The sequence below is a fragment of the Streptomyces sp. NPDC006624 genome (assembly GCF_040611555.1).
Lineage (GTDB): Bacteria > Actinomycetota > Actinomycetes > Streptomycetales > Streptomycetaceae > Streptomyces.
On the sequence record NZ_JBEXOM010000010.1, the window covers coordinates 127201 to 140422 of the forward strand.

Consider the following 13222-nt stretch of genomic DNA (forward strand, 5'->3'; position numbering starts at 1 on the left):
GACCTGGGTTAACGTGCGGGAAGACGAAGGGAACGGGGGACGTATGCAGGGCACGACGGTGCGCCGCCGGGCGCTGCTGGCGCTCGCGGTGGCGACCGCGGTGACGGGGGTGGCCGCCTGCACCGCCCCGGACCGCTCCGAGCGGCCCGGCCCCGACGGCCGCGGCGTCCGCGGCAGCTCCCTGGCGGCCCTGCGCTCCGCCGAACGCGCCACGGAGCGGGCCGGGTCCGCCCGCGTCGCGTCCACGACCACCATGGGCTCGCTGATGTCGATGACCGCCCGCGGTGCCCTCGGCTGGGACGGCGGGATCACCGGCACCCTCACCCTCACCTACACCGGCGGCACGATCGCCGACACCATGCGCCGGCTCGGCACCACCTCCATGGAGGCCCGCTACCTGCCCGACGCCTACTACGCGCGCATGGGCGAGAAGTTCGCCGACAAGGCCGGCGGCAAGCGGTGGATCCGGTACGACTACGACGACCTCGAAGCCCTCGCGGGCGGCTCCGGGGCCCACCTGGGCGACCAGATGCGCTCCACCACGCCGAACCAGTCCGTCAAGCTCCTGCTGTCCTCCGGGGACGTCCGCGAGGTCGGACGCGAGACCGTGCGCGGACGGCGGGTCACGCACTGGTCCGGCACCGTGGCCACGGCGGACGTCACCGACGCCGCCCTGAGGAAGCGGCTCACCGAGGCCGGAGTCACCAGCGAGACCGTGGACATCTGGCTGGACGAGCGGAACCTCCTGGTCAAGAAGGTGGAGAAGGCACGCATGGCCGGCGGCCCGATGACCCAGATCGCGCACTACGCGGACTACGGCGTACGGGTACGCGCCGAGCGGCCCCCCGAGGCCGACACCGGGGACTTCGAGGACCTCGTGCGGCAGGGGTCCGGCACGCCCTGAGGCCCCCGGAATCCCGATAGATCACTTCTCCCCGCCTGGGATAGGCTCGCGGCCTTGCTGTGCAGCAAGCATGCATTCCTTGGGGGGAATCAATGAACAAGTCCATACCTGCCGCCGGTCTCGGTGCCCTGCTGCTCGCCGCCGGCGCGGTCGGCTGCGGAACCGAGCAGTCGCCGGAGATGACGCCGGCGGCCGCGGTCGCCAAGGCCGCGAAGAACACCGAGGACATCACGTCGCTCAGCTACCGCATGAGCGGTACGGCGCCGGAGTCCGGCAAGGTCGAGGGCGAGGCGTCCATGCGCCTGAAGCCCACGATCGCCATGAGCATGAAAATCTCGGCGGCCGGCCAGGCGGCCACCGCCGGCGAAACCGAGATCCGTCTCGTCGACAAGGCCATGTACATCGGTGGGGGAGCCGAGATGGCCAAGGAGATGGACGGCAAGACCTGGATGAAGTTCGACCTGTCCGGTTCCGACGCCGGCAAGGAACTGGACCAGATGGGGTCCACGAGCCAGGCCGAGCAGAACCCGGCCGCGGAGTCCACCTTCCTCACCGGCGCCAAGGACGTGAAAAAGGTCGGCACCGAGGAGGTCGACGGCGTCGAGACCACCCACTACTCGGGCACGGTCACCCTCGCCGACCTGCGCGCCCTCCTCAAGAAGGAGGACGCGGAGACCCGCGAGCGGCGCGAGAAGAGCATCCAGCAGTACGAGAAGATGGGCATCGAGAAGCTCTCGATGGACACCTGGATCGACGGCGACGACCGCACCAAGCAGTTCCGCATGAAGGGCGCCAGCGACAAGGGTCCGCTCGACATGACGATCACCTTCGTCGACTACAACAAGCCGGTGGAGATCAAGGCCCCGCCCGCCGAGGACGTCGCCGATCTCGCCGACCTGTTCAAGGACCTCGACGCGAGCTGATCCGTCGTTCGGGCGGATTTGCCTGACGGCGATTCGTTCCCGTACTCTCCTACAGAAGCCAAAGACCGCTGGTCGTTACCGCGTGCTCGGGAAGAGGGCGCGGTGGCCGAAGGATCCGCTGAACGACGGACGGCCCGCGCAGGTGACATTGGATGAGTTCCCGGAGCAGTTCGCCGCCGTGTGCGTGCGGACCGACCGGTCGAGCTACGCCCCGTGCGCCTGCGCCGGGGCGTTTCGTTTTCCCCAGTCCTCCTTCGGGTCCGCGCGGTCCGAATCACCCGGAAGGAGGCCGAGGCTCATGGCGAGGCCTGACAAGGTCGATGCCGTCGAGGAGATGCGGGACAAGTTCCGCGACTCCAACGGCGCCGTCGTCACCGCGTACACCGGTCTCACCGTGGCTCAGCTCCAGCAGCTGCGCCGTTCACTCGGTGAGAACGCTCATTACCGTGTGGCGAAGAACACGCTGACCAAGATTGCGGCCAACGAGGCCGGGATCACCACGATCGACGACCTCTTCACGGGTTCGTCGGCCGTCGCCTTCGTGACCGGTGACCCGGTCGAGGCGGCGAAGGGTCTCCGTGACTTCGCCAAGGACAACCCCAACCTGGTCATCAAGGGCGGCGTCCTTGACGGCAAGGCGTTGTCCGCAGACGAGATCAAGAAGCTTGCGGACCTCGAGTCCCGCGAGGTTCTGCTCTCCAAGCTGGCCGGTGCCATGAAGGGCAAGCAGTCGCAGGCTGCCTCTGTCTTCCAGGCGCTGCCGTCGAAGCTCGTCCGCACCGTGGACGCGCTCCGTGCCAAGCAGGACGAGCAGGGCGGTGCCGAGTAACTCGGCTCGCATCCCGGCCGCCGCTGCCTGAACGCGGCGACCGTAGCGGGCCAGTAGTACGCCCGCCTCACATGTACATCCGGCACCTGCCGATTTAGTGGAAGGACCGCCAATCATGGCGAAGCTCAGCCAGGAAGACCTGCTCGCGCAGTTCGAGGAGATGACCCTCATCGAGCTCTCCGAGTTCGTGAAGGCGTTCGAGGAGAAGTTCGACGTCACCGCCGCCGCCGCCGCGGTCGCCGTCGCGGGCCCGGCCCAGGGTGGCCCGGCTGCCCCGGCCGAGGAGGAGAAGGACGAGTTCGACGTCATCCTCACCGGTGCCGGCGACAAGAAGATCCAGGTCATCAAGGTCGTGCGTGAGCTGACCTCCCTGGGCCTGAAGGAGGCCAAGGACCTCGTGGACGGCGCCCCGAAGCCCGTTCTCGAGAAGGTCGCCAAGGACGCCGCCGAGAAGGCCGCCGAGTCCCTCAAGGGCGCCGGCGCCTCCGTCGAGGTCAAGTAAGACCTTCCGGATCCGCCAGGATCCCCGACACGTCCCCCTGGACGTGTAACGCGTAAGCGCGGAAGAGCGATCATCCATCCGGGTGGTCGCTCTTCGGCGTTCCGGGGGTCCGGCCACGGTTGCCTTGAACCCTCTGTGGCGGGGGGTATGGTGATCTTCGTCGTGTCTCCGGGGCGGCCCCGGATCGGGCAGGGGGGCCTTGACGAACCGCACGCAGCGCGCAATTCTCAGGACGCGTCGTCACAAGGATCCAATCCGAGGCATGGATCGGCGACGAAGAGGGCAGTATCAACGTGCGTTGAGGGCAGCGCCTTGTCGCAGGAGTGGAACAACGAGGGTGAACACGGGTTTGACAACCCGCACTGGACATCAGTGGGCCAAGTGGCTACACTGACCCTTTGCGCTGCCTGTTAGCTGTCCCCTGCCCGTCACCAGGGGTCTGCCCTCGCCCGAGCATCGACGACAAGACATGGTTGACCTGGCCTTTCGGCTCTGTCGGCTCAGCTTGTCTCCGTGTACGGGAGAGGGGCCGGTACGCGCGTAGTGAGTCCGAGCCCTCGGAAGGACCCCCTCTTGGCCGCCTCGCGCAACGCCTCGACCGCGAATACGAACAACGCCGCCAGCACTGCCCCGCTGCGCATCTCTTTTGCAAAGATCAAGGAGCCTCTTGAGGTTCCGAACCTGCTCGCGCTGCAGACCGAGAGCTTCGACTGGCTGCTCGGCAACACCGCCTGGCAGAGTCGGGTCGAGGAGGCTCTCGAGAACGGTCAGGACGTCCCCACCAAGTCCGGGCTCGAGGAGATCTTCGAGGAGATCTCCCCGATCGAGGACTTCAGCGGGTCGATGTCGCTGACCTTCCGCGACCACCGCTTCGAGCCGCCGAAGAACTCGATCGACGAGTGCAAGGAGCGCGACTTCACGTACGCGGCCCCGCTCTTCGTCACCGCCGAGTTCACCAACAACGAGACCGGCGAGATCAAGTCCCAGACGGTCTTCATGGGCGACTTCCCGCTCATGACGAACAAGGGCACCTTCGTCATCAACGGCACCGAGCGTGTCGTGGTGTCGCAGCTCGTCCGTTCGCCCGGTGTCTACTTCGACTCCTCCATCGACAAGACGTCCGACAAGGACATCTTCTCCGCCAAGATCATCCCGTCCCGGGGTGCCTGGCTGGAGATGGAGATCGACAAGCGCGACATGGTCGGTGTGCGCATCGACCGCAAGCGCAAGCAGTCCGTCACCGTCCTGCTCAAGGCGCTCGGCTGGACCACCGAGCAGATCCTGGAGGAGTTCGGCGAGTACGAGTCCATGCGCGCCACCCTGGAGAAGGACCACACCCAGGGCCAGGACGACGCGCTGCTCGACATCTACCGCAAGCTGCGTCCGGGCGAGCCCCCCACGCGTGAGGCCGCGCAGACGCTGCTGGAGAACCTCTACTTCAACCCCAAGCGCTACGACCTGGCCAAGGTCGGCCGTTACAAGGTCAACAAGAAGCTGGGCACGGACACCCCGCTGGACGCCGGGATCCTGACCGTCGAGGACATCATCGCGACGATCAAGTACCTGGTGAAGCTGCACGCCGGCGAGACCGAGACGGTCGGTGACAACGGCACCTCCGTGGTCGTCGAGACCGACGACATCGACCACTTCGGCAACCGCCGCCTGCGCAGCGTCGGCGAGCTCATCCAGAACCAGGTCCGCACGGGTCTGGCGCGTATGGAGCGTGTGGTCCGGGAGCGGATGACGACCCAGGACGTCGAGGCGATCACGCCGCAGACCCTGATCAACATCCGGCCGGTCGTCGCCTCCATCAAGGAGTTCTTCGGCACCAGCCAGCTGTCCCAGTTCATGGACCAGAACAACCCGCTGTCGGGTCTGACGCACAAGCGGCGTCTCTCCGCGCTCGGCCCGGGTGGTCTGTCCCGTGAGCGGGCCGGCTTCGAGGTCCGTGACGTGCACCCCTCGCACTACGGCCGCATGTGCCCGATCGAGACGCCCGAAGGCCCGAACATCGGTCTGATCGGCTCGCTCGCCTCCTACGGCCGGGTCAACGCGTTCGGTTTCGTCGAGACCCCCTACCGCAAGGTGTTCGAGGGCCAGGTCACCGACGAGGTCGACTACCTGACCGCCGACGAGGAGGACCGCTTCGTCATCGCGCAGGCCAACGCGCAGCTGACGGACGACCTCCGCTTCGCCGAGGCCCGGGTGCTCGTCCGCCGTAAGGGCGGCGAGGTCGACTACGTCACCGGCGAGGACGTCGACTACATGGACGTCTCGCCGCGCCAGATGGTGTCGGTCGCGACCGCCATGATCCCCTTCCTCGAGCACGACGACGCCAACCGTGCCCTCATGGGCGCGAACATGATGCGTCAGGCCGTGCCGCTGATTAAGTCCGAGGCACCGCTCGTCGGCACCGGCATGGAGTACCGCTCCGCGGTCGACGCCGGCGACGTGGTCAAGGCCGAGAAGCCCGGTGTGGTCCAGGAGGTCTCCGCGGACTACATCACCACGGCCAACGACGACGGCACGTACATCACGTACCGCCTGGCCAAGTTCGCCCGCTCCAACCAGGGCACCTCGGTCAACCAGAAGGTCATCGTCAACGAGGGCGACCGGATCATCGAGGGCCAGGTCCTGGCCGACGGTCCGGCCACCCAGAACGGCGAGATGGCGCTGGGCAAGAACCTGCTCGTGGCGTTCATGCCGTGGGAGGGTCACAACTACGAGGACGCGATCATCCTGTCGCAGCGCCTCGTGCAGGACGACGTCCTCTCCTCGATCCACATCGAGGAGCACGAGGTCGACGCCCGTGACACCAAGCTCGGCCCCGAGGAGATCACCCGGGACATCCCGAACGTCTCCGAGGAGGTCCTCGCCGACCTCGACGAGCGCGGCATCATCCGCATCGGCGCCGAGGTCATCGCCGGCGACATCCTCGTCGGCAAGGTCACGCCCAAGGGCGAGACCGAGCTGACGCCCGAGGAGCGCCTGCTGCGCGCGATCTTCGGCGAGAAGGCCCGTGAGGTCCGTGACACCTCGCTGAAGGTGCCGCACGGCGAGACCGGCAAGGTCATCGGCGTCCGCGTCTTCGACCGCGAGGAGGGCGACGAGCTTCCCCCCGGTGTGAACCAGCTGGTGCGCGTCTACGTCGCGCAGAAGCGCAAGATCACCGACGGTGACAAGCTCGCCGGCCGTCACGGCAACAAGGGCGTCATCTCCAAGATCCTGCCGATCGAGGACATGCCGTTCCTCGAGGACGGCACGCCGGTCGACATCATCCTCAACCCGCTCGGTGTCCCGTCCCGAATGAACCCGGGACAGGTGCTGGAGATCCACCTCGGCTGGCTCGCCAGCCAGGGCTGGGACGTCTCCGGTCTCGCCGACGAGTGGGCGCAGCGCCTGCAGGCCATCGACGCCGACCAGGTCCCGCCGCGGACCAACGTCGCGACGCCGGTCTTCGACGGTGCCCGCGAGGACGAGCTGGCCGGTCTGCTGAACCACACCATCCCGAACCGCGACGGCGAGCGCATGGTGCTCCCGTCCGGCAAGGCCCGGCTGTTCGACGGCCGCTCCGGTGAGCCGTTCCCGGACCCGATCTCCGTCGGGTACATGTACATCCTCAAGCTGCACCACCTGGTCGACGACAAGCTGCACGCCCGCTCGACCGGTCCGTACTCCATGATCACCCAGCAGCCGCTGGGTGGTAAGGCCCAGTTCGGTGGCCAGCGCTTCGGCGAGATGGAGGTGTGGGCGCTCGAGGCGTACGGCGCCGCCTACGCGCTCCAGGAGCTGCTGACCATCAAGTCCGACGACGTCACCGGCCGCGTGAAGGTCTACGAGGCCATCGTCAAGGGCGAGAACATCCCCGAGCCCGGCATCCCCGAGTCCTTCAAGGTGCTCATCAAGGAGATGCAGTCCCTGTGCCTCAACGTGGAGGTGCTGTCCTCGGACGGCATGTCCATCGAGATGCGCGACACCGACGAGGACGTCTTCCGCGCTGCGGAGGAGCTTGGCATCGACCTGTCCCGGCGCGAGCCGAGCAGCGTCGAAGAGGTCTGACGGGAGTCCGGAGGCCTTCGCGATGAAGGCCTCCGGCCCCAGGACCCCCGTATCAGACCCCATGACTTACAACCCTGAGAGGGATTGACGCATAGTGCTCGACGTCAACTTCTTCGACGAGCTCCGGATCGGTCTGGCCACCGCTGACGACATCCGTCAGTGGAGCCACGGCGAGGTCAAGAAGCCCGAGACCATCAACTACCGCACCCTCAAGCCCGAAAAGGACGGACTCTTCTGCGAGAAGATCTTCGGTCCGACCCGGGACTGGGAGTGCTACTGCGGCAAGTACAAGCGCGTCCGTTTCAAGGGCATCATCTGTGAGCGCTGTGGCGTCGAGGTCACGCGCGCCAAGGTGCGCCGTGAGCGGATGGGCCACATCGAGCTCGCCGCGCCCGTCACGCACATCTGGTACTTCAAGGGTGTCCCGAGCCGGCTGGGCTACCTGCTCGACCTGGCTCCCAAGGACCTCGAGAAGGTCATCTACTTCGCGGCGTACATGATCACGTACGTCGACGAGGAGCGCCGTACGCGCGACCTGCCCTCGCTGGAGGCCCACGTCTCCGTCGAGCGCCAGCAGATCGAGCAGCGCCGCGACGCCGACCTGGAGGCCCGCGCCAAGAAGCTCGAGACCGACCTGGCCGAGCTGGAGGCCGAGGGCGCCAAGGCGGACGTGCGCCGCAAGGTGCGCGAGGGTGCCGAGCGTGAGATGAAGCAGCTGCGCGACCGTGCGCAGCGCGAGATCGACCGCCTCGACGAGGTGTGGAACCGGTTCAAGAACCTCAAGGTCCAGGACCTCGAGGGCGACGAGCTGCTCTACCGAGAGCTGCGCGACCGCTTCGGCACCTACTTCGACGGCTCGATGGGTGCCGCGGCGCTGCAGAAGCGCCTGGAGTCCTTCGACCTCGACGAGGAGGCCGAGCGCCTCCGCGAGATCATCCGTACCGGCAAGGGCCAGAAGAAGACCCGTGCGCTCAAGCGCCTGAAGGTCGTCTCCGCGTTCCTGCAGACCAGCAACAGCCCCAAGGGCATGGTGCTCGACTGCGTGCCGGTCATCCCGCCGGACCTCCGCCCGATGGTGCAGCTGGACGGTGGCCGCTTCGCGACCTCCGACCTGAACGACCTGTACCGCCGTGTGATCAACCGGAACAACCGCCTGAAGCGCCTTCTCGACCTCGGTGCGCCCGAGATCATCGTGAACAACGAGAAGCGCATGCTCCAGGAGGCCGTGGACGCGCTGTTCGACAACGGCCGTCGTGGCCGCCCGGTCACCGGTCCCGGCAACCGCCCGCTGAAGTCCCTCAGCGACATGCTGAAGGGCAAGCAGGGCCGCTTCCGTCAGAACCTGCTCGGCAAGCGCGTGGACTACTCCGCGCGTTCCGTGATCGTCGTCGGTCCGCAGCTGAAGCTGCACCAGTGCGGTCTGCCGAAGGCGATGGCGCTGGAGCTGTTCAAGCCGTTCGTGATGAAGCGCCTGGTCGACCTGAACCACGCGCAGAACATCAAGTCGGCCAAGCGCATGGTCGAGCGCGGCCGCACGGTCGTGTACGACGTGCTGGAAGAGGTCATCGCGGAGCACCCGGTTCTGCTGAACCGTGCGCCCACGCTGCACCGCCTCGGCATCCAGGCCTTCGAGCCGCAGCTGGTCGAGGGCAAGGCCATCCAGATCCACCCGCTCGTCTGCACCGCGTTCAACGCGGACTTCGACGGTGACCAGATGGCCGTGCACCTGCCGCTGTCCGCGGAGGCGCAGGCCGAGGCCCGCATCCTGATGCTGTCCTCGAACAACATCCTCAAGCCGGCCGACGGCCGCCCGGTGACGATGCCGACCCAGGACATGGTCCTCGGTCTGTTCTTCCTCACCACCGACGGCGAGATGCGCGACCTCAAGGGCGAGGGCCGTTCCTTCGCCTCGGTCGCCGAGGCGATCATGGCCTTCGACGCGGGCGAGCTGTCGCTCCAGTCGAGGATCGACGTCCGCTTCCCGGTCGGCACCATCCCGCCGCGCGGCTGGACCCCGCCGGCGCGCGAGGAGGGTGAGCCCGAGTGGCAGCAGGGTGACAGCTTCCGGCTGAACACCACGCTGGGCCGCGCGCTCTTCAACGAGCTGCTGCCCGAGGACTACCCGTTCGTCGACTACGAGGTCGGCAAGAAGCAGCTCTCCGAGATCGTCAACGACCTCGCCGAGCGCTACCCGAAGGTCATCGTGGCGGCGACGCTCGACAACCTGAAGGCGGCCGGCTTCTACTGGGCCACCCGCTCCGGCGTCACCGTCGCGATCTCCGACGTCGTCGTCCCCGAGGCGAAGAAGGAGATCGTCCGCGGCTACGAGGCGCAGGACGAGAAGGTCCAGAAGCAGTACGAGCGCGGTCTGATCACCAAGGACGAGCGCACGCAGGAGCTCATCGCGATCTGGACCAAGGCGACCAACGAGGTCGCCGAGGCGATGAACGACAACTTCCCGAAGACCAACCCGATCTTCATGATGGTGAACTCGGGTGCACGAGGCAACATGATGCAGATGCGTCAGATCGCCGGTATGCGTGGTCTGGTGTCGAACGCGAAGAACGAGACGATCCCGCGTCCGATCAAGGCGTCGTTCCGTGAGGGCCTGTCCGTGCTGGAGTACTTCATCTCCACGCACGGTGCCCGTAAGGGTCTGGCGGACACCGCTCTGCGTACCGCCGACTCGGGTTACCTCACGCGTCGTCTGGTCGACGTCTCCCAGGACGTCATCATCCGCGAGGAGGACTGCGGCACCGAGCGCGGTCTGCGTCTGAAGATCGCCGACCGGAACGCCGAGGGCACGCTGCTCAAGGCGGAGGACGTCGAGACGTCCGTGTACGCGCGCTGCCTCGCCGAGGACATCGTGGTCGACGGTCAGGTGCTGGCCCCGGCCGGTACCGACCTGGGCGACGTCCTCATCGAGGAGCTCGTCTCCCGCGGCGTCGAGGAGGTCAAGACCCGCTCGGTCCTGACCTGCGAGTCCGCCGTCGGCACCTGCGCGATGTGCTACGGCCGTTCGCTCGCCACCGGCAAGCTGGTCGACATCGGTGAGGCGGTCGGCATCATCGCCGCCCAGTCCATCGGTGAGCCCGGCACCCAGCTGACGATGCGTACCTTCCACACCGGTGGTGTGGCCGGTGACGACATCACCCAGGGTCTGCCGCGTGTCGTCGAGCTCTTCGAGGCCCGTACCCCGAAGGGTGTCGCCCCGATCTCCGAGGCCTCCGGCCGCGTCCGGATCGAGGAGACCGAGAAGACCAAGAAGATCGTCGTCACCCCGGACGACGGCAGCGACGAGACGGCGTACCCGATCTCGAAGCGCGCCCGTCTCCTGGTCAGCGAGGGCGAGCACGTCGAGGTGGGCCAGAAGCTCACCGTGGGTGCCACCAACCCGCACGACGTGCTGCGCATCCTGGGCCAGCGCGCCGTCCAGGTCCACCTGGTCGGCGAGGTCCAGAAGGTCTACAACTCGCAGGGTGTGTCGATCCACGACAAGCACATCGAGATCATCATCCGGCAGATGCTGCGCCGCGTGACGATCATCGAGTCCGGCGACGCCGAGCTGCTGCCCGGCGAGCTGGTCGAGCGCTCGAAGTTCGAGCACGAGAACCGTCGTGTGGTCCAGGAGGGCGGTCACCCGGCCTCCGGTCGTCCGCAGCTCATGGGTATCACCAAGGCCTCGCTGGCCACGGAGTCCTGGCTGTCGGCGGCGTCCTTCCAGGAGACGACCAGGGTCCTCACGGACGCGGCGATCAACGCCAAGTCCGACTCCCTGATCGGCCTCAAGGAGAACGTCATCATCGGTAAGCTCATCCCGGCCGGTACGGGTCTGTCCCGCTACCGCAACATCCGGGTCGAGCCGACCGAGGAGGCCAAGGCCGCGATGTACTCGGCCGTCGGCTACGACGACATCGACTACTCGCCGTTCGGCACGGGCTCCGGCCAGGCCGTTCCGCTGGAGGACTACGACTACGGTCCGTACAACCAGTAAGCGGGTCGCTTGACGAAGGGCGGTCACCCTGCGGGGTGGCCGCCCTTCGGCGTGCGCGCCCCGATCCTGCGTACGCCCCCGGGTGCGCCCCTGTGCCTCCTCGCGCCGCCTGCCGGTCTCCCGGGACCGCGCAGGCCCCTGGCGGCCCTGTCAGAGGGCCGTGAGCGGTATCACCGGCCCCGCGCCCGGCCGGCACGCGCCGCCCGTGGGCGAACGCACCGATGCCGGAACCGTCACTTCGGCGCATCATGGAAGGACTCCGGTCAACGGGGAGGTGCTCCGTGTCGCAGCCGCCCTATCCGTCCTGGCAGCCGTGGCAGGGCTACAACGGCCCGTCGATGCTGGCGTCGCACGCCGACCGGGAGCGGGCCGTGGACGTGCTCAGAGCGGGGTACGGCGAGGGGCGCATGGAGCGGGAGGAGTTCGAGAAGCGGGTGGCGCGGGCGTACGCGGCGCGGACCGTGGGGGAGCTGGCGCTGCTCGTCGCGGACCTGCCGCAGGGGCCGCTGCCGCAGGCCCTGCCGGTCGCGCACGTGCCGCCGGCGTTCCTGCCGGTGCCCCGGCCCCGGACGAACGCGAAGGCCGTCGCCGCCGGGGTGTGCGGGCTGCTGTGTGTGCCGACGATGGGGCTGACCGGGATCCCGGCCGTGGTGCTGGGGCACGTGGCCCGGGCCGAGATCCGCAGCCGCGGGGAGCTGGGGGAGGGGCTCGCGCTGACCGGGCTCGTGCTCGGGTGGCTGTCCACGGCAGGGTGGGCACTCGTCGTGGTGCTGCTGACCCTGGTGTCCCTCGCGGCCGGCTGACATCGGGCCGGCGGTGCACGTAAGGTAGGCAAATCGGACAGCTGCCGCTGAATTGAAGATCGAGAACGGCCGAGGGTCTTGACATGTCCCGCATGGCGATGCGGGCGGCGCCCATTTGTTTTGACCGCAGCGAATGCGATAGGTACGCTCAGACCTTGTGCCTGGGGTGTGCCCTGGCTCTCGTGCGTGCCATCAACCGCACAGCGAGCTGACACCGGCCACCGTAATCCGCGCTTAATTCTGCCTCGCGGCGGGAGTCCGCGGGATTCGACACACCCGACCGCGTGGGTCGGCGACGTTCCAGGTTAGCTTCACCAATCGGCACACAGAAACCGGAGAAGTAGTGCCTACGATCCAGCAGCTGGTCCGCAAGGGCCGGCAGGACAAGGTCGAGAAGAACAAGACGCCCGCACTCGAGGGTTCCCCTCAGCGCCGTGGCGTCTGCACGCGTGTGTTCACGACCACTCCGAAGAAGCCGAACTCGGCCCTCCGTAAGGTCGCGCGTGTGCGTCTGACCAGCGGCATCGAGGTCACGGCTTACATTCCGGGTGAGGGACACAACCTGCAGGAGCACTCCATCGTGCTCGTGCGCGGCGGCCGTGTGAAGGACCTGCCGGGTGTTCGTTACAAGATCATCCGCGGCTCGCTCGACACCCAGGGTGTCAAGAACCGCAAGCAGGCCCGCAGCCGCTACGGCGCCAAGAAGGAGAAGTAAGAATGCCTCGTAAGGGCCCCGCCCCGAAGCGCCCGGTCATCATCGACCCGGTCTACGGCTCTCCTCTGGTGACCTCCCTGATCAACAAGGTGCTGCTGAACGGCAAGCGCTCCACCGCCGAGCGCATCGTCTACGGCGCCATGGAGGGCCTGCGCGAGAAGACCGGCAACGACCCGGTCATCACGCTGAAGCGCGCTCTCGAGAACATCAAGCCGACCCTCGAGGTCAAGTCCCGCCGTGTCGGTGGTGCCACCTACCAGGTCCCGGTCGAGGTCAAGCCCGGCCGTGCCAACACCCTGGCGCTGCGCTGGCTCGTCGGTTACTCCCGCGCCCGTCGCGAGAAGACCATGACCGAGCGTCTGCTCAACGAGCTCCTCGACGCCAGCAACGGCCTGGGTGCCGCTGTGAAGAAGCGCGAGGACACGCACAAGATGGCCGAGTCCAACAAGGCCTTCGCGCACTACCGCTGGTAGTCGCTACCCACATCGAGACC

At 67.3% G+C, this 13222-nt stretch carries 9 protein-coding genes; all 9 read left to right on the forward strand.

Annotated elements, in window-relative coordinates; all coding sequences use genetic code 11:
* Positions 1 to 43: 43 nt before the first annotated feature.
* The 9 genes from ABZY20_RS20255 (at position 44) to rpsG (ending at position 13202) form a co-directional block, all read left to right on the forward strand.
* A complete protein-coding gene (locus ABZY20_RS20255; RefSeq protein ID WP_356442889.1) occupies positions 44 to 904 on the forward strand; it encodes a hypothetical protein in 861 nt (286 codons plus the stop codon).
* 92 nt (positions 905 to 996) lie between these two features.
* Positions 997 to 1827: an LppX_LprAFG lipoprotein gene (locus ABZY20_RS20260; RefSeq protein ID WP_356442890.1), complete on the forward strand. Its 831-nt coding sequence runs from the start codon at positions 997 to 999 to the stop codon at positions 1825 to 1827.
* 298 nt (positions 1828 to 2125) lie between these two features.
* Positions 2126 to 2656, forward strand: a complete 531-nt coding sequence (gene rplJ / locus ABZY20_RS20265; protein WP_356442891.1) for a 50S ribosomal protein L10 — start codon at positions 2126 to 2128, stop codon at positions 2654 to 2656.
* 115 nt (positions 2657 to 2771) lie between these two features.
* Positions 2772 to 3158 (forward strand): 50S ribosomal protein L7/L12, encoded by a 387-nt coding sequence (gene rplL / locus ABZY20_RS20270; protein WP_184987123.1) that lies wholly within the window; start codon positions 2772 to 2774, stop codon positions 3156 to 3158.
* Between the two features lie 573 nt (positions 3159 to 3731).
* Positions 3732 to 7217, forward strand: coding sequence for a DNA-directed RNA polymerase subunit beta (rpoB, locus tag ABZY20_RS20275; protein WP_356442892.1), 3486 nt, complete (start codon positions 3732 to 3734; stop codon positions 7215 to 7217).
* Between the two features lie 94 nt (positions 7218 to 7311).
* A complete protein-coding gene (locus ABZY20_RS20280; protein WP_356442893.1) occupies positions 7312 to 11211 on the forward strand; it encodes a DNA-directed RNA polymerase subunit beta' in 3900 nt (1299 codons plus the stop codon).
* Positions 11212 to 11492: 281 nt separating this feature from the next.
* Positions 11493 to 12014 (forward strand): DUF1707 and DUF4190 domain-containing protein, encoded by a 522-nt coding sequence (locus tag ABZY20_RS20285; protein WP_356442894.1) that lies wholly within the window; start codon positions 11493 to 11495, stop codon positions 12012 to 12014.
* A gap of 343 nt (positions 12015 to 12357) precedes the next feature.
* On the forward strand, positions 12358 to 12729 hold the full coding sequence (gene rpsL, locus ABZY20_RS20290) for a 30S ribosomal protein S12 (protein WP_003948652.1): 372 nt from the start codon (positions 12358 to 12360) through the stop codon (positions 12727 to 12729).
* Positions 12730 to 12731: 2 nt separating this feature from the next.
* A complete protein-coding gene (gene rpsG, locus ABZY20_RS20295) occupies positions 12732 to 13202 on the forward strand; it encodes a 30S ribosomal protein S7 (RefSeq protein WP_003998848.1) in 471 nt (156 codons plus the stop codon).
* Positions 13203 to 13222 lie beyond the last annotated feature (20 nt).